This is a genomic window from Nocardia sp. NPDC101769 (assembly GCF_044766925.1).
Taxonomy (GTDB): domain Bacteria; phylum Actinomycetota; class Actinomycetes; order Mycobacteriales; family Mycobacteriaceae; genus Nocardia.
In genome coordinates this window covers 481,164-503,586 of record NZ_JBIWMX010000001.1, presented here as the reverse complement: position 1 = coordinate 503,586, position 22,423 = coordinate 481,164, and the positions used below count along the sequence as shown (strand labels likewise).

General features: G+C 68.3%; 12 protein-coding genes. All 12 read left to right on the top strand.

From position 1 onward, the window contains the following. Positions 1-125 precede the first annotated feature (125 nt). The 12 genes from ACIRRA_RS02005 (at position 126) to ACIRRA_RS01950 (ending at position 22,407) form a co-directional block, all read left to right on the top strand. On the top strand, positions 126-1,259 hold the full coding sequence (locus tag ACIRRA_RS02005; RefSeq protein WP_402762247.1) for an MCE family protein: 1,134 nt from the start codon (positions 126-128) through the stop codon (positions 1,257-1,259). Beyond that, positions 1,256-2,290 (top strand): MCE family protein, encoded by a 1,035-nt coding sequence (locus tag ACIRRA_RS02000; RefSeq protein WP_402761792.1) that lies wholly within the window; start codon positions 1,256-1,258, stop codon positions 2,288-2,290. Before ACIRRA_RS02005 ends, ACIRRA_RS02000 begins: the two co-directional genes overlap by 4 nt. After that, entirely contained in the window at positions 2,287-3,354 is a 1,068-nt protein-coding gene (locus tag ACIRRA_RS01995) for an MCE family protein (protein WP_402761790.1), read from the top strand. The genes ACIRRA_RS02000 and ACIRRA_RS01995 overlap by 4 nt, the downstream gene beginning before the upstream one ends. Then, positions 3,351-4,601: an MCE family protein gene (locus tag ACIRRA_RS01990; protein WP_402761788.1), complete on the top strand. Its 1,251-nt coding sequence runs from the start codon at positions 3,351-3,353 to the stop codon at positions 4,599-4,601. Before ACIRRA_RS01995 ends, ACIRRA_RS01990 begins: the two co-directional genes overlap by 4 nt. Then, the gene (locus ACIRRA_RS01985) at positions 4,598-5,839 is read left to right on the top strand and encodes an MCE family protein (protein WP_402761786.1); all 1,242 of its coding nucleotides are present in this window, start codon (positions 4,598-4,600) and stop codon (positions 5,837-5,839) included. Before ACIRRA_RS01990 ends, ACIRRA_RS01985 begins: the two co-directional genes overlap by 4 nt. After that, positions 5,836-7,245, top strand: a complete 1,410-nt coding sequence (locus ACIRRA_RS01980; RefSeq protein WP_402761784.1) for an MCE family protein — start codon at positions 5,836-5,838, stop codon at positions 7,243-7,245. The genes ACIRRA_RS01985 and ACIRRA_RS01980 overlap by 4 nt, the downstream gene beginning before the upstream one ends. Next, the gene (locus ACIRRA_RS01975) at positions 7,242-8,123 is read left to right on the top strand and encodes a hypothetical protein (protein ID WP_402761782.1); all 882 of its coding nucleotides are present in this window, start codon (positions 7,242-7,244) and stop codon (positions 8,121-8,123) included. Before ACIRRA_RS01980 ends, ACIRRA_RS01975 begins: the two co-directional genes overlap by 4 nt. Beyond that, positions 8,120-8,608, top strand: coding sequence for a h domain protein (locus ACIRRA_RS01970; protein ID WP_402761780.1), 489 nt, complete (start codon positions 8,120-8,122; stop codon positions 8,606-8,608). The genes ACIRRA_RS01975 and ACIRRA_RS01970 overlap by 4 nt, the downstream gene beginning before the upstream one ends. Before the next feature lie 400 nt (positions 8,609-9,008). Beyond that, positions 9,009-9,932, top strand: a complete 924-nt coding sequence (locus tag ACIRRA_RS01965; RefSeq protein WP_402761777.1) for a hypothetical protein — start codon at positions 9,009-9,011, stop codon at positions 9,930-9,932. A gap of 3 nt (positions 9,933-9,935) precedes the next feature. Then, complete coding sequence (gene ccrA, locus ACIRRA_RS01960; RefSeq protein ID WP_402761775.1) at positions 9,936-11,162, top strand: crotonyl-CoA carboxylase/reductase; 1,227 nt, start codon at positions 9,936-9,938, stop codon at positions 11,160-11,162. Continuing rightward, positions 11,159-16,156, top strand: coding sequence for a type I polyketide synthase (locus tag ACIRRA_RS01955; protein ID WP_402761772.1), 4,998 nt, complete (start codon positions 11,159-11,161; stop codon positions 16,154-16,156). Before ccrA ends, ACIRRA_RS01955 begins: the two co-directional genes overlap by 4 nt. Further along, the gene (locus ACIRRA_RS01950; RefSeq protein ID WP_402761769.1) at positions 16,153-22,407 is read left to right on the top strand and encodes an SDR family NAD(P)-dependent oxidoreductase; all 6,255 of its coding nucleotides are present in this window, start codon (positions 16,153-16,155) and stop codon (positions 22,405-22,407) included. Before ACIRRA_RS01955 ends, ACIRRA_RS01950 begins: the two co-directional genes overlap by 4 nt. Positions 22,408-22,423 lie beyond the last annotated feature (16 nt).

The window sequence follows — 22,423 nt, the reverse complement described above, 5'->3', positions numbered from 1 at the left end:
GGACGACACACATGGTCCAACAACAGCGCGGAATGGAGAGCCCGATCGGCTCGCCGTTCGTCGAGAAACCCAAGCCGAAACGCTATCTCGAACAGGGGTGGGTCATTCGGCTGGCCGGCGTGGGTATGGTGCTCGGCCTGGCCGCTGCCGTCGCGGTCTGCCTGGTGATGTTCGCGGGCGGGTTCGAAGACAAGGTCAAGGTCACGGTCGCCGCGCCGCGGGCCGGCCTGGTCATGGACAAGGACGCCAAGGTCAAGATCCGCGGGGTCGAGATCGGGCGGGTCACCAACATCACCGACAGCGCCGACGGGGCGCGCATCGAACTGGCGATGGACCCGGACAAGCTGAAGATGGTGCCCGCCAACGCCACTGTCGACATCAACTCGACCACGGTGTTCGGCGCGAAGTACATCAACTTCATCGAACCGCAGCACCCCTCCTCCGACTCGCTGAAGGCGGGCTCGGTGGTGCAGGCGGGCGCGGTGACGGTCGAATTCAACACGCTCTTCCAGCATTTGAACGATCTACTGGCGAAGGTGCAGCCGGAGAAGCTCAATGCGACGCTGACCGCGCTGGGCACCGCCCTGCAGGGTCGCGGCGACAAGCTGGGCCAGCTCATGGTGGACAGCGATCAGTTGCTGAAGGACATCAACCCGAGCCTGCCGGACCTGCAGCGTGATCTCCAGACCTCGGTCGGTGTGACCAACCTGTACGCCGACACCGCGCCGGATCTGTTGCGCACCACCGGCAATATGACGGTTACGGGCGGCACCATCGTCGATCAGAAGGACAATTTCGACAAGGTGCTGCTGAACCTGGTCGGCCTGGCCAACGACACCGGCGGCGTGCTCTCGGACAACCAGAAGGCGCTGGTGGACACCCTGGGCGTGCTGCGTCCGACCACCGAATTGCTCAACGAGTACAACCCGGCCCTGTACTGCCTGGTCGTCGGTGCGGCGAACGCGCTGCCGGACGGCAACCGTATCTTCGGTGGCGACGGGCCGTGGGTCACCCTGAACGCCGGCTTCATGGGCGGCGGCACTCCCTACTCGTACCCGAAGGATCTGCCGAAGGTGAATGCCACCGGTGGCCCGCACTGCGAGAACATCCTCGACCGGGTGCCGGGCAGCCACTCCAACTACCTCGTCACCGACACTTCCGAGGGCGAGGTGTGGACGCCGGCGATGGATACCCACCTCAACGGCCCCAAGATGTTCCAGATTCTGTTCGCCGGACTTCCGGGGGTGCCGAACCCATGAGGCTCAAAGTGCATTCGAGCTCCGTAAAACTGGGGATCTTCACCCTGATCATGGTGCTGGTCCTGGCCGCGCTGGGCATCGTCTTCAGTCAGATGCGCTTCGCCCGCTCGACCGGCTACCACGCGATCTTCACCAGTGCGGCCGGGATGCTGCCCGGCTCGAAGGTCCGTATCGCGGGTGTGCCGGTGGGCTCGGTGAGCCGGGTCTATGTCGGCAAGGACCACCTGGCCCACGTCGACTTCGACATCGACAACGAGTACCACGTGTATTCCGGCACTCAGGCGGCCGTTCGTTATGAAAACCTCGTCGGCGACCGCTATCTGGAGCTGATGGACGGTCCGGGCACGGCGCAGCCGTTGCGCAAGGGCGCCACCATCGGCACTGACAAGACCAAGCCCGCGCTCGATCTCGACCTGCTGCTCGGCGGATTCAAGCCGCTGCTGCGCGGCCTGAATCCGGAGCAGGTCAACGATCTGACCGGTGCGCTACTGCAGGTGTTTCAGGGACAGGGCGGCACGCTGGTTTCGCTGCTGAACAGCGGCGGATCGTTCAGCAAGACCCTGGCCGATCGGGATGCCCTGATCGGCAGCGTGATCGAGAACCTGAAGACGGTGCTGGGCACCATCGACCAGCGCAACGCGGACTTCGGGACCACCCTGAACGAATTGCAGCGCCTGGTCAGCGGTCTGGCGGCCGACAAGGATCCGATCGGCGACGCACTGCCCCGATTGGCCGGGGCCACCGGCGATCTCACCAGTCTGCTGCAGCAGGTCCGCCCGGATCTGAAGGCGAACGTCGAACAGCTCGGCAAGCTGTCGCAGAACCTGGACGACCGCAAGGACGACGTCCAGTACGTGCTGGGCCTGCTGCCCGACACCTACAAGAAGCTGATCCGCATCGGCTCCTACGGCTCGTTCATGAACATGTACGTCTGCGGTACGGCCGTCATCGTCGACGGTCCTGACGGCCAGCATCAGACGCGCATCGTCGCGCCCGGCGGTCAGTCCACCGGAAGGTGCTCGGACAAATGAATCAACAACGCTCACCCTTGATCGATATCGGGGTCACGGGCATCGTGCTGGCGGTGACGATCTGCCTCACCGCCCTGCAGTTCGACCGGTTGCCCTTCATACGCTCGGGTGCGGAGTTCACGGCCTACTTCGCCGACGCCGGCGGGCTGCTGCCCGGCGACCAGGTGCAGGTGGCCGGCGTGAAGTCCGGCCGGGTGGAGAATGTCGCGCTGGACGGCGCCAAGGTCAAGGTGCGGTTCACCCTCGACGAGGCGATCGTGCTGGGCACCAAGACCACCGCGGCCATCAAGACCAATACGGTGCTGGGCCGCAAGTCGCTCGAGGTGGTGCCGACCGGTGACGGCGCGCTGCGTCAGGATCAGCCGATCCCGTTGGAGCGCACCACGTCTCCGTACTCGCTCACCGACGCGCTCGGTGATCTGGCGACCACGGTGAAGGGCCTCGACACCGACCAGGTCAACAAGACCCTGGACACCCTATCGGACGCGTTCACCGATACGCCGGGACCGCTGCGGTCGGCGCTCGACGGCGTCACCCAGCTCTCGCGCAGCCTGAACAACCGCGACAAGGCGCTCACCGAGCTGCTCTCGCACGCCCAGAACGTCACCAAGGTGCTGGGTGATCGTGCGACACAGATCAATTCGCTGCTGGTCGACGGTAACAGCCTGCTCGGCGAACTGGATGCCCGCCGGGCGGCGCTGAGCCAGCTGATCGTGTACATCAACGGGCTCGCCCAGCAGCTCACGGGCTTCGTCAACGACAACGAGGCGCAGCTGAAACCGACGCTGGACAAGCTGAATTCGGTGCTGAAGCTGCTGCAGGACAACCGGGACAACCTCGGTAAGGCGGTCGACGAACTCGGACCGTTCGAGGCCGCGCTCGGCGAGCAGGTCGGCAGTGGGCCGTACTTCCAGGCGTATCTGTCCAATGGCTCGAGTCCGGCCCTGCAGGTTCTGGTCGACGCCATGGTCTGGCCGCAGCACCTGCCCGACTCGCTCCAGCACGAACTCACCGACAACGGGGCTCTCACGACCCAGACGATTCCGAAGGAGCCGGAGCGTTGAACGCAATTCGCAAGCTGCCCCGGTGGACCCGGATCGCGGCCGCGGCCCTGGTGGTCGCGCTGGCCGGCTGGCTGGTCTACGGACTGGTCTCCGATATCGGCAAGAAGCACATCACCGCCTACTTCCCCTCGACCAACGGTCTGTACGCCGGTGACGAGATCCGTGTGCTCGGTGTGAAGGTCGGCAAGATCGACTCCATCGATCCGGGCAAGGATCGGGTGACGGTGAAGATGACCGTCGACCGCGGCGTCGATCTGCCGGCCGACGCCAAGGCCGTGATCATCTCGCCGTCGCTGGTGTCGGCGCGCTTCATCCAGCTTGCTCCCGCATACACCAGCGGGGCGAAAATGGCCGACGGCGCCTCGATTCCGATCGAGCACACCGCCGTTCCGGTGGAATGGGATGACATCAAGGCTGAACTGACCAAGCTGTCCACCGCCCTCGGCCCGATCGGCGAGGACAAGCAGGGCTCCTTCGGCCGGGTCATCAACACCGCCGCCGACAACCTCGGCAATGGCAATGCCCAGGCCTTCCGCGACACCCTCAAAGAGCTGTCCAGCACGCTGAATACGCTCTCCGACGGCCGCACCGACCTGTTCGGCACCATCCGCAATCTGCAGCAGTTCGTGGATGTGCTGTCCAAGTCCAACGATCAGATCGTGCAGTTCGGTGGCCGGCTGGCCTCGGTTTCCTCGGTACTCGCCGGGGTTTCCACCGATCTCGGCTCGGGGCTGGACAATCTCGATTCCGCTGTCGGCGATGTGAAGCGGTTCCTCGACGAACGCAGCGGGGCGCTGACCGAGAGCATGCAGCGGCTGGCCGACGCCACCCAGGTGCTCGCCGACAAGAAGCCCGAACTGGAGCGGATCATGCACTCCGCGCCGACCGCGCTGGTGAACTTCTACCAGCTCTACAAGCCGGCCCAGGGCACGATCGCCGGCGCCCTCGCCGCACCGAACTTCGCCAATCCGTTCGCCTTCCTGTGCGGTGCGGTCGAAGCCAGTGCGACCAATGATTCCCAGCACAGCGCGGATCTGTGCAAGCAGTACCTGGCGCCCATCGTCCAGTCGCTGATGATGAACTACCCGCCGGTGATCCTGAATCCGGTGACCCAGCAGAACGTGTTCCCCAACCAACTCACCTACAGCACGCCCGATCTGGCCAACCAGGTACCCGCGCCCGATGCCGCACCGGTGGCGTCGCCCAAGTCCCTGACCGATCTGCTCATTCCCGGAGGTGGACGATGATGAGCCGCCGCAGGATTCGCCTCGCGGGCGCGGCGATCAGCCTGGTCGCGGTGCTCGGTGTGAGCGGCTGCGAATGGGATGGCCTGAACTCGGTGTCCATGCCCGGTGCGGTCGGCACCGGGGAGGGCGCCTGGCAGATCGACATCCAGATGCCGAATGTGACCACCCTGACCCGTAATTCGCCGGTCATGGTGAACGACGTGCCGGTGGGCACGGTCACCGGTATCAAGGTCGAGAACTGGCATGCGCTGGTCACCGTTTCCCTGGAGAAGGGACTCGCGTTGCCCGCCAATGCCATTGCGCGCATCGGGCAGACCAGTCTGCTGGGCAGCAACCACGTGGAGCTGGCGGCGCCGACGACCGAGCCCGCGCAGGGACGGTTGAAGCCAGGAGACGTGATCCCACTCGAGCGGGCCGGGGCCTACCCGACCACCGAGCAGACGCTGTCCTCGCTGTCGGTGGTGCTCAACGGTGGTGGCATCTCCCAGGTGGAGACCATCACCAAGGAACTCGACGCGACCTTCAAGGGCCGCACCGACGCCATCCGCGACCTGCTGCCGCAGCTGAATCAGCTGACCGGAACGCTGGACAAGCAGACCAGCGACATCATCGCGGCCATGAGCGGACTGGACCGGTTCGCCGGGGTGCTATCGCAGCAGAAGGACGATGTCGCCGATGCGGTGACCAAGATCCACCCGGCGCTGACGGTGCTGGCCGATCGCCGCGAGAACATCACCAAAACCCTGACGGCACTGGGCGGTCTGAGCGATACCGTGCAGCGCATCATCGACCAGGGCGGTGACAACCTCAAGGCAGATCTGGCCAACCTCGAGCCGGCGCTGCAGTCGCTGGCCGCCACCGGCGGCAAGCTCGCCGACTCGCTGCAGTGGCTGCTGACCTTCCCGTTCCCGATCAAGAACATCGACAAGGTCATCAAGGGCGACTACATGAACCTGTTCATGACGGTCGATCTCACTGCCGCCCGGCTGGATTCGAACTTCCTGACCGGTACCCCGCTGGGCGGTGCCTTCGGCGGCGCTCAGGCCACTCTCGGCGAGGGGGCGCATCCGGCTCCGCCGCAGGGTAAGGGCGATCCGCTGTCGGATCCGCTGAAGCCGTCGGCCCAGCCCGCGACACCAGCTCCGACGCCGAGTATCGCTGGGCTGCCGCCGATTCCGGGCCTGCCCGCCATTCCGGGACTCACCGTGCCCGCGCAGCAAGGGGCTGACGGAAAGTGAAACTCACCAAGTTCGTCAAGGTTCAGCTGGCCATCTTCACGGTGCTGACCGTGATCGGCCTGACCATCATGGGCGGCAACTATGTGAAGCTGCCAGCCATGTTCGGCATCGGACGTTACGGCGTGACAGTGCAATTGGCCGCCACCGGCGGTCTGTACCAGACCGCCAATGTGGCCTACCGCGGCACCAATGTCGGCAAGGTGGAGGAGGTGCGGCTCACCCCGTCCGGGGTCGATGCCAAGCTGTCCATCGACAGCGACTACAAGATCCCCGCCGATGTGCGGGCCTACGTGAAGAGCGTCTCGGCGGTCGGTGAGCAGTACGTCGACCTGGTTCCGCCGGACGCCCCCACCGGCGGCAACCTGCGCGACGGTTCGGTGATCCCGGTGGATCGCACGCAGCTGCCGCAGGACGTCGGCGCCATGCTCGACCAGGCCGACCGGCTGCTGTCCACGGTCGCGGACACCAAACTGCAAGAGGTCATCAACGACGCCTTCGTCGCCTTCAATGGCGCCGGGCCGGATCTGCAGCGGTTCATCGACTCGGCGTCCCTGCTGGTGCAGGAGGCGAAGAACAACACCGATCAGACCAAGGATCTGCTGGACAAGATCGGTCCGCTGCTCGACACCCAGAACCAGTCCGCCGACTCCATCCGCGGCTGGACCAAGGACCTCGCCACGGTCACCGACCAACTGCGCCAGCATGATCCGTCGCTGCGCGCGGTGCTGCAGCAGACGCCGTCCACGGTGCAGCGGGTGAACAAGACCTTCCAGGACCTGAAGCCGACCCTGCCGATCATGCTCGCCAACCTGCTCAGCGTCGGACAGGTCTCGCTCAAGTACCACGCCGGGCTCGAGCAGATCCTGGTCATCTACCCGCCGCTGCTCGGATCGCTGCTCACCGCCATCCGCGGGCCGGTCCAGAACGGCGCCATGGTGGACTTCATGCTCGGCTTAGAGGACCCGCCGGGCTGCACTACCGGCTTCCTGCCGCCCAGTCAGCGGCGTTCGCCGGCCGATCTCAGCCAGATCGATACTCCTGACAACCTGTACTGCAAGGTGCCGCAGGGTGCGAAGGAAGCCGTGCGCGGCATCCGTAACACGCCCTGCGTTGATGTGCCGGGCAAGCGGGCTCCGACTCCGGATCTGTGCCACGACCCGAACGGCTATGTGCCCGAAGGTGACAACGAGCCGTTCGGCGATCCCAAGCCGGTGGATAATAACGGCCAGCCGCTGGATAAGCTGCTCGGTAACCAGAACGCGCCATTCATCGGGCATGCTGACCCGAAGACCGGCACCTTCGTCGGACCTGACGGCCACGTGTACCGTCAGGGGGACGTCAATGCAGATGGTTCCACTAAAGTCCCGTCGAGTTGGCAACAGCTGCTTCAGGAGCCACCGCGATGAGCGATAACCCAGCAAATCGAAACCGCACTCGGCGGCGTGTCGTCCGGCAGGCGGGCCCACCCGTCGAGGATGACGGCGCCGGCATCGAGGTCCAGGAGACCATCGTCGAGGCCGTGAGCCCGGAAGCGACCGCTGCCGAAGCTGCCGCGCCGAGCACGGCCGCCGACGCCGCGACATCGGAAGCCTCCGAGCCGAAGTCGGCCGAGGGCGTGGAAGCGAAGCTGGTCGAGGGCGCGGAAGCGAAGCCGGTCGAGGACGAATCCTCCGATCCGGAACCGAAAATCGTGATCGTGCCCCCGTCGACCGGGGACGCGGCGGACGAATCCGCCGGGGACGCGGACGAATCCGGAAACGCCGTGCAGCCCTCGCGGTTGCGCCGGATCACCGCTTCGCTCGGTCGGCTGGGTACCGTGGCCGCGGTGGTCGCCCTGGTCTCCGCGCTCGTGCTGATCGGCTCGGGGGGCCTGTTCTTCTACCACCAGCATCGGGCCGACGCGCTGCGCGACCGGCGCGCGGAATACGTGCAGGTCGCCAAGCAGGCGTATCTGGACATGGTCACCGTCAAAAGCGAGACCGCCGATCAGGACATCGATCGGCTGCTCCAGGTGGCCGGCGGCAATATCAAGGACGAGTTCGCTACCAATAGGGACGAGTACAAGAAGCTCTTCGAGCAGTTGAAGGTGCAGTCCTCCGGCAAGGTCATCTCCGCGGCGATCGAGCGCGACGACTCCGACTCGGCCACCGTGCTGTTGCTGGCGCAGCAGACGGTGTCGAATGTCGCCTCCAACGGACCCATGCAGAAGGATTACCGATTCCGGGTGACGGTGACCCGCAAGGGCGACACTGTGGCCGCTTCGTCGATGGAGCTGGTGCCGTGAAAATCAGCGCGCGTTCGATCGTCATCGCCGTGGCCGGTGTCCTGCTCGTCGCGGCCGTCGTGGTCGGCTCGATCGTCGGCGACCGGTTCTGGTCCGAGCGTGAGGCCGAGCAGAATCGTTCCTCCGCAGCCACTTTCGCGTCGGACACGGTCGAGTCGCTGTTCAGCTACAACTTCGATTCCGCCGAGAAGGACCTGCCGGCCGTGGCCGACAGACTCACCAGCGACTACAAGGACTCCTACCTGAAGGTGATCCACGAGCAGGCCATCCCGGCGGCCAAGGAGAAGAAGCTCTCCGTCCAGACCACGGTTCAGGCGACCGGCGTCATCGCGACCACCCGTGACCGCGCCACCGTGCTCGTCATCGCGGATCAGCGGTTCTCGAGCGCCGATACGCCGCAGGACACGCTCATGAGCGACCGGCTGCAGGTGGAACTCACCAAGCAGAGCGGTCATTGGCTCGTCTCCGACGTCAAGCCGATCTGAGTCGCCGGCTCGAACGGATACCGAGTCTCCTCTCGATCCACACCAGGCGCGCAGCCCCGGGCACTGTCCGGGGCTGCGCGTTTTTCAGCAGCATGTGCGGGCCGAATGTCGAAGTACATCGAGTGACACCAACTTTCGGAATTGTTCGCCTTGACACCTTCTGGAACCGGTTCTAGATTTGGAGGTGCGTCCCACACGAGCGGGGCACAGCGCTGATGCGCAATGGGGCATGGGGGATTTTTCACGACGGGAATCGCGGAAGACGTTTCTTTCGTGTGCTTTTCGTCGCGGCTTCCTTCGAGAAGCCCGCACGCATGGGCGGGATTTGTTACGCAACCGAATTTCGACGGTTGACCGAGGGGGGATTTCGCGACCCTTCGTCGGCCGGAAAGGCCGCGGTGTGACTACTTCTTATCTACTTGGTGGACATATCCCACTGACCGATTCATCGGTCCGGGAGTTCTATGACCGGTATCCCGAAATTCGCCGCTCGTACGAGGAGACCTCCGAGTGGACCGGGGTTCCCGTGGCGGAACTGCTGGAGGGCGGTCGGCACACCGAGCGCGAATTACTGCACGCCTTTGATGGATTGCGCCAGGCCGCCCTGGTGCTGGGCCTGCACGATGTGCTGGCAGCGCGCGGTGTCCACCCGGACGCGGTCGGCGGGATCAGCCTGGGCGGACTGCTCAGCGCCTGCCTGGCGGGCGCCGTCGACCGGCGTGAGCTTTTCGAGATGCTGCACTATCACCGGCTGGTCCCGCCGCAGCCGGCCGGCACCCGGGCACAGGGAATGGCCGTGGCCGCCTTGCGATTCGGCGATGACCCCGAGGACTACTACGGCGAGCGGCGGCAGGGGGTGTACCTGGCCGCGGATTACGACGCCGCCTACGGCGGTGATGTGCATGTCATCGTGCTGTCGGGGTATGTCGACGCGCTTGAGGAGCTAGTGGCCCAGCACCCGCGCCGGATGCAGATGCTGGACGAGTATCCCGGCGCCTTCCACAGTCCGCTCGCGCAGTACGCGACCGACTTCATGGCGCCGCACATCGACGGGATGACCTTCCGGGATCCGAAGATCACCCTGTTCTCGCCGCACGTCGCCGGCGCGGTGACCACGGCCGACGAGGTTCGAGACTTCTTCCTGTACAACCATGTCCGGCCGGTGGGCGTCAAACCGCTGATGGCCGAGGTCGAGCGGATCGGCACCACCGCGGTGGTCGGGCTGGGCCCGGGGCTGCCGCAGAGTCTCGTGGTGGAGCCGCTGACGATGACACTGATTCTCACGCCCGGCGAACTGGATGAGGCCGCGGAAGCGTTGAGGTGACCGGTGAAGAAGTCGCTGTACGAGCTCGGCGAGCTACCACCCGTCGGGTACGTCCCGCCGAAGATGCTGGCCTCGGTCATCCGCCCCGATCGCTACGGCGAACCGATCGACGCGTTTCGCGAGGAAATCGTCGACGTCCCGGGGATCGGGCCGAACGAGGTGCTCGTCTACGTCATGGCCGCCGGGATCAATTTCAACAATGTCTGGGCGGCCCGGGGTAAACCGCTCGATGTCATCGCGGCACGCCGGAAGTGCGGTGCGGCCGAGGATTTCCACATCGGCGGATCGGAAGGCTCCGGAATCGTCTGGGCGGTCGGCGACCGTGTGGACAATGTCTCCGTCGGCGATTCGGTCGTCCTGTCCTCGTGCCTCTGGGACGAATCGGCGCACGATATCCGGATGGGTGCTGACCCGATGACATCGTCGAGTCAAAGTGTGTGGGGATACGAGGAGAATTTCGGTTCCTTCGCCCAATTCACGGTCGTGCAGGACTATCAGTGCCATCCCAAACCGCCGCGGCTGTCCTGGGCCGAAGCCGCGGCGTTCATATTGACGGGTGCTACCGCGTATCGCCAGTTATTGGGCTGGCATCCGAATGTGGTGCGGCCCGGCGATCCGGTCCTGATCTGGGGCGGCGCGGGCGGTCTCGGGTCCATGGCCATCCAGATCGCCCGCGCCTACGGTGGGCGGCCGGTCGCGGTGGTCTCCAGTGCGGAGCGTGCGAGGTACTGCGCGAAACTGGGGGCCGTCGGTGCGGTCGACCGGCGCGAATTCTCCCACTGGGGAAGGCTTCCCGACATCGGCAACGAGCCCGAGATGGCGGCCTGGTTCGCGGAGGTGCGGCGCTTCGGCGCTCAGTATTGGGAAGCGCTCGGTGCGAGGCGCGCGCCGCGGATAGTCCTCGAACACTCGGGGCAGGACACCATCCCGACGTCGATCTACCTGTGCGACAACGCGGGCATGGTCGTCATCTGCGGCGGTACCACCGGGTACCACGCGGATATCGACCTGCGGTACCTGTGGATGCGCCAGAAACGCCTGCAGGGATCGCATTTCGCGAACCTGCAGCAGTGCCGGGCCATCACCGAGCTGGTGTCGACCGGCGATATCGATCCGTGTCTGTCGCAGGTCGGCACGTTCGCCGACATCGGAAAGATGCATCAGTTGATGTGTGACAACGAGCAGCCGCCCGGAAACATGGCGGTGCTGGTCAACGGGGGGCCGTCGTGACAGATCATGTTCTAGCAGATGACTCGATCGCGGTGGTCGGGATGGCGTGCCGACTTCCCGGTGGCTACGATTCGCCGGAATCGTTGTGGCGCAGCCTGATCGAAGACAGGGATGCCGCCGAAGAGGTTGCCAGTGTATCGGGCGGATTCGACCCGGAGTTCTTCGGGATCAGTCCGCCCGATGCCGAAGCCATGGACCCGCGCCTGCGACTGGTGCTCGAAACGGGCTGGCAGGCATTGGAGTACGCCGGAATCGACCCGGCGACGCTGCGGGACAGCGACACCGGCGTATACGTCGGTGCCCCGGGCGGCGACTACGGCCGCGTCTCCACCGTCCTGGGCTTCCAGGGTCCCGCGATGAGCATCGACACCGCGGGCTCTGCCGCGCTGGTCTCGATGCATCTCGCGGCGCGGGCGATCGCGGTGGGCGACTGTTCGCTCGCCCTGGTCGGCGGGGCGGGCGCTCCGCACGAGGGTGTGGCGGTCTTGGTCCTGGCTCGGTTGTCCGACGCTCACCGCCGTGGGTACCAGGTGCTCGCCGTGCTGCGCGGCTCCGCGGTCACTCAGGAGGGCGCCGCCGCGCCCGGCGCGCAGCTGGGGTTGATCCGAGCCGCCCTGACCGATGCCGGACTCACGGCCGCTGATGTCGATGTCATCCATGCGCACGAAACCGATGCTGCGGCAGCTGGACTCGTGGGTGTGCTCACCACGATTCAGGCTATCCGGCACGGGCTCGTACCACCCATCGTGGCTGCCCTCCCGGCCGTCCCGTGGCCGGAACACGACCGCCCGCGCCGGGCAGCGGTGTCGGCGTTCGGGGCGAGCGGGACCCATGCCCGTGTCATCCTCGAGCAGGCCCCGCCCGCGCCCCCGCCCGCGCCGGTCGATCCCGCCCGGCGGGTGCCCGTGACCGTGTGGCCGATCTCCGCCCGGACTCCGGAGGCGCTGGCCGAGCAGGCTGCCCGTCTGGCCGACCACGTCCGGACGCATCCGGAATTCACTGCCCGCGAAGTGGGCTACGCCCTGACCACGACCCGCACCCTGTTCGACCATCGCGCGGTGGTGCTGGGCCGCAACCGCATCGACCTGCTGGCCGGGTTGGCGGCCGTCGCGGACGCCAAGCCGGTCGGACCGATTCGCGGGCAGTCCGCCGACCGCCGTGTGGTCTTCGTCTTCCCCGGCCAGGGCCAGCAGTATCAGGGCATGGCGGCCCAATTGCTGGCCGAGTCCCCGGTTTTCGCCGCCGAGATCGCCGCGTGCGAGGCGGCGCTGTCGGAGTTCGTCGACTGGTCGCTGACCGATGTGCTCACCGAGGTCGAGGGCGCGCCGTCGCTCGAGCACGTCGACGTCGTGCAGCCCGCGCTGTTTGCGACGATGGTTTCGCTTGCGGCACTGTGGCGTTCGTTCGGCATCGAGCCCGCCGCGGTACTCGGGCACTCGCAGGGCGAGGTGGCGGCCGCGTATGTGGCGGGCGCGCTGTCGCTGTCCGACGCCACCAGGATCGTGGCCCTGCGCAGCAGACTGCTGCGCGAACTGGACGGCACCGGCGGCATGGCCTCGATCAATGCCCCGGTGGCGCGGGTGCGCGAACTCATGACAGGGATCGGCGATCTGCACATCGCCGCCGTCAACTCCCCGACCGCCACCGTTGTCGCGGGCGGGGTGGACGGTGTGGCCCGCATGGTCGAGGTGTGCGAACGAGCGGCCGTGCGGGCGCGGCGGATTCCGGCCGACTGCGCCGGGCACACCGCCCACGTCGATGTCCTGCGCGAGCGGCTCGACGCCGCCGTGGCCCCGATCACCGTGCGGGCCACCGGCACCACCTTCTTCTCCACCGTCACCGGCGGGGTGCTGGGCGGCGAACAGCTGGGCCCGGACTACTGGTTCCGCAACCTGCGCGGGGCGGTGAGCTTCGAGAAGGGCTTCCGGGCCGCGGCCGAGTCGGGCTACAACGCCTTCCTCGAGATGAGCGCGAACCCGGTGCTGACCGCCGCCATGCACGAATCCCTGGGCGCAGCAGCCGATTCCTGTCTCATCACCGGCTCGCTCCGCCGCGACGACGCCGGCATCCGGCGTCTGCTGGCCTCCGTCTCCGAGGCCCATGTCGGGGGCGTGTCCCCGCAGTGGTCGACCATCTATCCGGTCGGCTCCGCACGACCGATCCAGTTGCCCACCTACGCCTTCCAGCACCGGATGTACTCGACGGCGAGTGCGTCGGAGGCGGGAAGCGGGGAGCCCGGCGATCTCGGTCTAGCTGCGGCCGGGCACCCACTGCTCGGCGCGGTGGCCGAAGTTCCCGGGGCGGACCGCTTCCAATTCGTCACCCGCATCTCCCGGGCGACCCGGGGTTGGATCACCGATCACGCTCTGCGCGGCACCGCGGCGCTACCCGCTGCGGCGCTGGTGGAGCTGGCTTTTCACGTGGGTGACCAGCTCGGCGTTCCGCGGATCCGCAAGCTGACCGTGCACGAACCGGTCACGCTGCCAACCGTGGGCGCAGTGGATCTGCAGGTCGCGGTCGGCGAACTGGGGGAATCCGGTCAGCGCACGGTGGCCGTCTTCTCCAGCCCCGAGGATGCGGATACCGCACTCGGACAGCGCCATTGGACCCGGCACGCCGACGGCGTGCTTGCTTCGGCCTCCAGGACCGCGGATACCGACACCCGCGGGCTGACCGTCTGGCCCCCGGCCGGCGCGACGCCGGGGTTGGAACCCGGTCCGGCGTACGAGACCCTCACCGCGCTCGGTCATCAGTACGGCCCGGCTTTTCGAGGTGTGCGGCGGATCTGGCACCGCGGCGACGATATCTTCGCCGAGGTCGCCCTGCCCGGCTCCGTGGCGGACGCGGACAGCTATGGACTGCATCCGGCGCTGCTGGACGCCGCCCTGCAGCCGGTATTCGCGGCCGCTACGCCCTTGCAGGCCGACGCGATCCGGCTCCCGGTGGTGTGGGAAGACGTCGACCTGCATGCGGTGGGCGCGAAGACACTCCGGGTGCGGCTGACCTCCGCGGGAATGGACCGGTTCCGCTGGGCGCTCGGCGACGGCACCGGCCGGATCATTGCCGAGGGCACCGTGGGAATAGGCACCGTCGCGCTGACCGAGCGCGCCGCCGGCGGATCTGCGCGGCAGAATGCGCTCTACAGTGTCGACTGGCTGACCATCCCGGTGTGGCGGGGGCGTTACGCCACCCGCCAGGGCGAGTGGGCCATCGTCGGAGGGGAGCCGCTCGGGGTGCGCGGCGAGGCCGGCCCGGTCGGCTATCCCGATCTCGAATCCCTGTACGAGGCAGTGGATTCCGGGACCGAGGTGCCGTCGGTGGTGGTGTTGTCCCGGGTGTCCTCCGTCACCGCGGTCGAGCCCGGCGCGCGTCCGCCCCAGGTCCTGCGCGACGAACTCGCGCTGACGCTGCGGCAGCTTCAAATCTGGCTGACCGCACCGCGATTCGCCGACACCGAGCTCGTCATCCTCACCCGGGGCGTGCAGGCGGCCGAGGCCGTGGAGGACGTCACGGATCTGGTGGGCGCGAGCGTGTGGGCGCTGGTGCGTACCGCGCAGTGGGAGCATCCGGGCCGCATCGTGCAGGTCGATCTCGACGAGGCGGGCATCAGTCTGGATCAGATCGCGACCGTCCTGCGCCTCGACGAGCCCGAACTGGCCCTGCGGCACGGCGAATTCCTCGCCCGGCGACTGCGTTCCGGCTTCGACACCGTGGCCACTTCTGATCCCGGGCTCGCCGGGTCCGGGCCGTTCGCATTCGATCCCGACCGCACCGTGCTGATCACCGGTGGCACCGGCAAGATCGGCGGCATCCTCGCCCGGCATCTGGTCTCCGCCTATGGCGCCCGGCACCTGCTGCTCACCAGTCGCAGCGGCGGCAATGCGGACGGAATCGCGGAACTGACAGCGGAATTGGGCGAGAGGGGCGCCGAGGTGACGGTCGCGGTCTGCGACGCGGGCGATCGTGACGCGCTGGCCGAGGCGATCGACGGCGTCCCGGCCGCGCATCCGGTGGGAGCGGTCGTCCATCTGGCGGCCACGCTGGCCGACGCGACCTTCGCCGCCCTCACCGAGGAACAGCTCGACGCCGTGCTGCCAGCCAAGGCCAATGGCGCCTGGCACCTGCACGAGCTCACCCAGCATCTGGATCTGTCGATGTTCGTGCTGTTCTCCTCCTCGGCGGGCGCTTTCGGCTGGGCCGGCCAGGCCAACTACACCGCGGCCAATGTCTTCCTCGACAGCCTCGCCCGGTATCGGCATCACCGCGGGCTGCCCGCCACCGCCATGGCCTGGGGCTGGTGGGCCGAGGACACCTCCAATACCGGTGGGCTCGACGACAAGGGCCGAGCGCGCCTCGGCCGCATGGGTCTCACCCCGATGCCAACGTCCGCGGCCATGGACCTGTTCGATGCCGCCCTGCGTACCGGACAGCCGTATGTGCTGCCGATCGGGCTCGATCTGGCGCGGTTGACCGCGGCCGAGCCGACTGGCGAACCCGCCCCGCTCTTCCGGGCGCTGGCGCCCGCCCGGCCGCAGGCCGCCCAGCAGGTGGGCGATTCGACGGAACTGGCCGCGCGCATGGCGGGGCTCGGTTCCGCCGAGCGGCACCGGGCGATGACCGACCTGCTCAAGACACCGGTCGCCATTGTGCTCGGGTACGCCACACCCGATGCGGTGCAACCGGATCGGCCGTTCGCCGAGATGGGACTGGACTCGCTCAGCTCCATCGAACTCGGGGCCCGGCTGCGGGCGATGACCGGGGTGAAGCTGGGCAATGCGGTGATCTATCAGCACCCGACGGTCAGGCTGCTGGCCAAGCATGTGCTGGACCAGGTCACCCCGCGGGCCGCCGAACTCGCGGCCCCGATCGTCGCCGAAGTCGAGATGCTGCTCGAGCGGCTGTCCGAAATCTATGACGGCGGTCCGATACCCGACGCGCTCACAACCCGCCTGACCGGCGTGATCGACGCCCAGTCGATGAGGACACCCGCATGACCATCGCTTCTGGCGAGCCCGTCGCCATCATCGGCATGGCGGGCCGTTTTCCCGGCGCCGCGGATATCGACGCACTGTGGGAGCTGCTCGACGCGGGCGGTGACGCCATTCGCCCGGTGCCCGCTCAGCGCTGGGACGCGAGCGCACCGCTGGACCGCGAGCAGCGGATCCAGGCCGTCGGCGGATTCGTCGACGGCGTCGACGGTTTCGACGCGGCGTTCTTCGGTGTCTCCCCGCGCGAGGCTGCCGATATCGACCCGCAGCAGCGCCTCATGCTCGAAATAGCCTGGCGCGCCCTGGAAGACGGCCGAATTCCACCGGAGGAGCTGCGCGGCACGCGCACCGGCGTGTATGTCGGGGCGTCCTGGCACGACTACGAGATCCTGCGCAGGCAGCGGGGCATCGGTGCGAGCCAGCACAGTTCGGTCGGCAATGCCCTCGATGTGATCGCCTCGCGGGTCTCCTACACCCTGGGCCTGACCGGGCCCAGCATGACCGTCGAGACCGGGTGTTCCTCCGCGCTGGTCGGACTCGACCTGGCGGTCCGGGCCATCCGCTCGGGAGACATCGATGCGGCACTGGTCGGCGGCGTGAATCTGATGCTCGCACCCGATGTCTCGATCGGGCTCACCCACTTCGGCGGGCTGTCCGAGGATGGGCGGTGCGCGGCCTTCGGCGCCGGCGCGAACGGATTCGTCCGCGGTGAGGGCGTGGCCGCGCTCTACCTCAAACCGCTGCGGGACGCGATGCTCGACGGCGACCGGGTACGGGCCGTCATCGTGGCGTCTGTCGTGAACAACGACGGCGGCGGCGAGAGCCTGGTGACGCCCAGCGGCGCGGGCCAGCGTGACCTGTTGCGGCGGGCATACCTGGACCATGACCTGGACATCGATCGGCTCGCCTATGTGGAGGCACACGGAACCGGCACGCGCCGAGGCGATCCCATCGAGGCAGAGGCGCTCGGGGAGATGCTGGGAACCGCGCGCAGTGCCGGCAGCGGACCGCTGCTGATCGGATCGGTCAAGACCAATATCGGTCACCTGGAGGCGGCCGCGGGCATCGCGGGACTGGTCAAGGCCGTGCTGTGTCTCGAACACGGTACGGTGCCACCGAGTCTGCACTCCGAGGTGCCGAATCCGGACATCGCTTTCGACGAGCTGAACCTGCGAATAGTGCGGGAGCGCACGGCGCTTCCGGCACACTCCGATGTCCACATCGGTGTGAACTCTTTCGGGTGGGGCGGCACCAATGCGCATGTGGTGCTGCGTGGCGCGGCATCGGCAGCGACGGTAGTCGGCGCGGCAGTGATCGAGACAGGCTCCGAGTCAATGGGTTTCGTGCCGGTGTCTGCGCACACCACCGCCGCGCTGCAGCAGCGCTGCCGCGATATCGCGGATCTGGTGGACGCCGGACCCGACCGGCTGGACGCGATTACCGCGGCACTGGCCGGCCGGGCACCGGCCCTGCCGCTGCGGAGCGCGGTGGTGGACGTCCCGCCAGATGAAGTGGCGGCGGCCCTGCGCCACCACGCCGAGGACCCTGCCGCCGAGCTCCCGTCCGTGCTGACCGGCCGGGCCCGCGAGCTCGGCCGCACCGCCTTCGTCTTCCCAGGCCAGGGCAGTCAATGGCACGGGCTGGGTGCCGCACTGTACGGACGGGATCCGGCGTTCACCGAGACGATCGACGCATGCGCCGCAGCACTGCGGCCGTATGTCGACTGGGATCCGGTCGCGGTGCTGTCCGGCGCCGCCGGACCGGGCTGGCTCGACCACGTCGATCAGGTGCAGCCGGTGTTGTGGGCGCTGTCGCTGGGCATCGCGGCCGGGTGGCGGCGGGCGGGCATCGCGCCCGATGTCGTCATCGGCCACAGCCAGGGCGAAATCGCGGCGGCCACCGTGGCCGGACTGCTCGGCCTCGACGACGCGGCGCTCATCGTGGCCCGGCGCAGCGCGCTGCTGCGCTCGGTCGCGGGCACCGGCCGCATGCTGGCCGTCGAGCTGCCCGTGGCCGAGATACCCGCTGCCATCGCCGGATTCGAGGACCTGGTGGCGCTGGCCGTGCACAACGGGCCGACCTCGTGCGTGCTCTCCGGCGATACCGACGCCATCGAAGCACTCAACGAGATCCTCGCGGCCGACGGCGTGTTCTGCCGGATGGTGAATGTCGACTACGCCTCGCACAGCCCGCAGATGGCCGCGGTGCGCGTTCCGCTGCAGGCCGCGCTCGCCGGAGTCGCACCGCCACCGGGCGGCGCGGAGAAACCGCCCGACGGTATGGCGTCGCTGCCGGATGCCGTCGAGATGATGTCGACGGTCCGGCTGAAGGCCGTGACCGCCACCGACCTCATCGGCGACTACTGGGTGGAAAACCTGTGCAGCCCGGTACTTTTCGCCGAGGCGATGACCGCGGTGTTCGACGACGGCGTCACCCACGTGATCGAGATCAGCCCGCACCCGGTGCTGCTGCCCGCCGTGGAGCAGTTGGCCGCCGAGCGCACCGACCCGCCGATGGTGCTGCCGTCCTTCTACCGGGACTGCGACCCCGTCGGCGAGCTGCACCGCAGCCGCGCCCGCGCCTTCGTCGCCGGACTGCGGCCCTTCGCGTCAGCCGCCGCGCCGGCGATCCCGTTGCCGCCGTATCCGCTGCGGCCGCAGTCGCATTGGCTGCCGGACTCCGGGCCGGGCGGTCCGAGTGACTCGTACGCCGGCACGCTACGAGTGTCGGCGTACCCCAGTCGCCTCGAACCGGGGGCCTGGCAGGCGACCGTTCCGATCGATCTGGAAACCCTCCCGTGGCTGGCCGATCACGTGGTCGGCGACGCAGTGGTGGTGCCTGGGGCCATGCTGGCGGTGCTGGCCGTCGCGGTCACCCGCACCCATCTCGGCACCGGCCCGGCGGGCCTGTCGGGATTGCGGTTCGTCGAAATGCTCACCGTCGGTGACGCTCCGGTCCGGGTCGAGGTCACCCTGCGCGAGGACGTCCCGGCCGGGGTGAGTTTCGAGATCGCGGCGCTGAATGCCGACACGAACAGCTGGACGGTGCACGCGCGGGGCCGCGCCCTGCACCCGCTCGAGCCCGCGGCCCCGCCGCTGCCGTTCCCCTTCCGTCCCGGCGAGCCGACGGTCGGCGACCCGATCCCGGTCGCCGATTTCTACGCGGCCTGCGCCCGCCGCGGGGTGGAGCTCGGCCCGGATTTCCAAGGCGTGCGGGAACTCCGGTGCTGGCGCGACGACACGGCCTCGTTCGCACTGGCCAGGATTGCCCTGAGCGAACACGCCCGGGCAATGTCGCATCCGGGTGAGCTGCACGCCACGCTCGTGGACTGTGCCATGCAGACCGGGCTGGCCCTGTTCGACGGCGAGAACACGATCCTGCCCGGCGGCATCGAGGAACTGATCCTGGACGCCGAACCGGCCGGATACGTCGACGCCGCCTGGGCGTATGCCATCCGGCGCTCGGACACCACCGCAGACATCCACCTCTACGACGAGCAGCGCGCGCCACTGGCCCGCATCCTGGGCCTCGAGCTCCTCTCGATCGACGACGACCGCGTCGACGCGCGGCCCTACGACCGGGAGCTGGCTTTCACCTGGCACGCGGTCGCGCGCGGCGAGACGACCAGCGCCCCGGAATCATTCGCCGTCACCGGGTCCGCCGCAATGGCCGGCGAGCTGACGGAGGCCCTGCGGCGGCGGGGCGCCGAGGTCGGCGTCGCGGCGGATCGGGCCACGACGGTGGTCTTCGCCGCAGCCGGGGCCGAGGAGAGCCTGGATGTACAGCGCCGGGGCCTGATCGAGCTCGCCGATCTCGTCGGCTCGTGTGTCCGATCGACTTCGGCGACACCGCGTCTGGTCGTGGTGACCACGGCTGCCCAGGCGGTCGGCACCGATGAGCGACCGGATCCGGGTGGCGCGCTGTACTGGGGATTCGTTCGAGTCCTACGTCGCGAGCACCCCGAATTGTCCGCCGAGCTCATCGATCTCGCCGCCGACACCGAGCCCGGCGAACGGTTCGACGACTGTGCTGCCGAACTCCTGGCCCGCACCGGTGAGGACCAGCTCGCCCTGCGCGCAGGGCGGCGCTACGCCGGACGCATCGAACAGGGCGAGCAAGTGGAAAGCACTGCGGCAGCGCGGCCCTGGCGAACCACGGCACAGCCCTTCCGGCTCGCGGTGACTCCTGGCCGCGCCTGGGAGGGCCTGCGCTACCGGCCCCTTGAGGTGCGCCCACCCGGGCCGGGTGAGGTGCTGATCGAAATCGAGGCGGCCGCACCGAATTTCATCGATGCCCTGAAGGCGGCCGGTGCCTATCCCGACGATTCGGCGGGCCACGACCTGCTCGGTCTCGAATGCGCGGGCGTGATCCGAGCGGTCGGCCCCGAGGTGGCCGGCCGGGCCGTGGGCGATCGCGTGGTGGGCTGTGGATTCGGTGCGCTGGCCTCGCATCTGACGGTGCGCGCCGAGCACACGCAACCGATCCCGGATGTCCTGCCCGCCACCACCGCCGCAGCCCTGCCCATGGTGACCACCACGGCCTGGTACGCGCTCGTCACACTGGCCCGGCTCAGGCCGGGGGAGACCGTGCTGATCCACTCCGCCGCAGGCGGACTGGGACTGGCCGCCATCGGCGTTGCCCGCGGTCTCGGGGCGCGGATCATCGCCACCGCGGGCAGCGCGGAGCGGCGGGACTACCTGCGCCGCGCGCACGGCCTCGAGCACGTCTTCGATTCCCGCACGCTGGGCTGGGCGGAGGAGGTGCGGGCGGTGACCGGCGGGCACGGCGTCGACGTGGTGCTCAACTCGCTATCCGGTCACGCGATCGATCTCGGCATCGACGTGCTCGCCGAGGACGGCCGCTTCATCGAGGCCGGCAAGCGTGACATCCACGCCGATCGCCGGGTCGGGCTGCGGCCGTTCGCGAAGGGGATCAGCTTCGCGGCCGTCGATCTCACCGGCTTGATGGCGCGCCGTCCCGAGCGCTTCGCCGCCGCGCTGACCGGGACGTGGGAGCAGATCGGCACGGGCCGGGTCGTTCCGGGACCTGTCACCGTGCACGACTTCGCCGACGCCGCCGCCGTGCTGCGGGATATGACCCGAGGCGACCATATCGGCACCCTCGTGCTCGCGAACCCGAACGCGGTGACCGACATCGTGCCGGAGCCATTGCCGGAGGGGCGTTTCCGCGCGAATGGCACCTATCTCATCACCGGTGGCCACGGCGCCCTGGGCCGCAGCCTGGCCGACCATCTGCTCGCGAACGGTGCGGGCGCGGTGGCCCTGGTCGGCCGCAATGCGCCGGACACGGTGGACACGACGTCGGTGCGCAGCTACCGGGCCGATGTCGCCGACGCGGAAGCACTGGCCGCCGTGCTGGATTCGATCCGGGCGGAGCTGCCGCCCCTGCGCGGGGTCTTCCACGCCGCGGGCGTCCTCGACGACGCCACCATCCTCGGCGTCGACGCGGACCGGATGGAGCGGGTGCTGCGGCCGAAGGTCGACGGCGCCCGGCATCTGGACGCGCTCACCGCCGGCGATCCCCTGGATCTGTTCGTGCTGTTCTCCTCGGCCGCCGCGCTGATCGGCAATCCCGGGCAGTGCGCGTATGCGGCGGCCAACGCCTATCTCGACGCGCTGGCCGTGGCCCGCCGATACGCGGGTCGGCCCGGACTGAGCATCGAATGGGGATATTTCGCGGAGGTCGGTCTCGCCGCGGCAGAACACAATCGCCACGCCCGGCTCACCGAACATGGCATCAGCAGCTATCCCACCGCTGAGGCGTGGACCGCCATGGCCGCCTTCCTCACCGAGGAACGCACTGTCGTGGGGTACATGACCTTCGATCAAAGGCAGTGGTTCGACGCGTACCCCGATGCCGCCGCCCAGGCCAGCTGGCAGCTGCTGCGGCAGCGCGCCGCCGTCGAGTCGGCGGGCCGTGCCACGGGCGAATTCCACACCGCGCTGGCGGATTCGGCCCCTGCCGACCGGCACGCGTTGGTGCGGGACAAGATCACCGAGGTGGCCGCACGCGTGCTCCGCATGCAACCGGCCGACCTCGACGCCCGAACACCCTTCAAAGCGCTCGGACTCGACTCGCTCATGAGCCTGGAAATGCGGAACCGGCTGGAAACCGCCTTCGCGCTGCGGCTTTCACCCACGCTGCTGTGGACCTACGGCACCGCCGAGACTCTGGCGGGCGCGATCGGCGAACGACTCGCCGCCATGACGTCCGCGGCCGGCGTGACCACCGGCTGACCCCTCAGGAGGCACT

Coding starts and splice junctions, on each gene's coding strand:
- ACIRRA_RS02005 (WP_402762247.1), top strand. CDS start 126: ATGGTGCTCGGCCTGGCCGCTGCCGTCGCGGTCTGCCTGGTGATGTTC.
- ACIRRA_RS02000 (WP_402761792.1), top strand. CDS start 1,256: ATGAGGCTCAAAGTGCATTCGAGCTCCGTAAAACTGGGGATCTTCACC.
- ACIRRA_RS01995 (WP_402761790.1), top strand. CDS start 2,287: ATGAATCAACAACGCTCACCCTTGATCGATATCGGGGTCACGGGCATC.
- ACIRRA_RS01985 (WP_402761786.1), top strand. CDS start 4,598: ATGATGAGCCGCCGCAGGATTCGCCTCGCGGGCGCGGCGATCAGCCTG.
- ACIRRA_RS01975 (WP_402761782.1), top strand. CDS start 7,242: ATGAGCGATAACCCAGCAAATCGAAACCGCACTCGGCGGCGTGTCGTC.
- ACIRRA_RS01950 (WP_402761769.1), top strand. CDS start 16,153: ATGACCATCGCTTCTGGCGAGCCCGTCGCCATCATCGGCATGGCGGGC.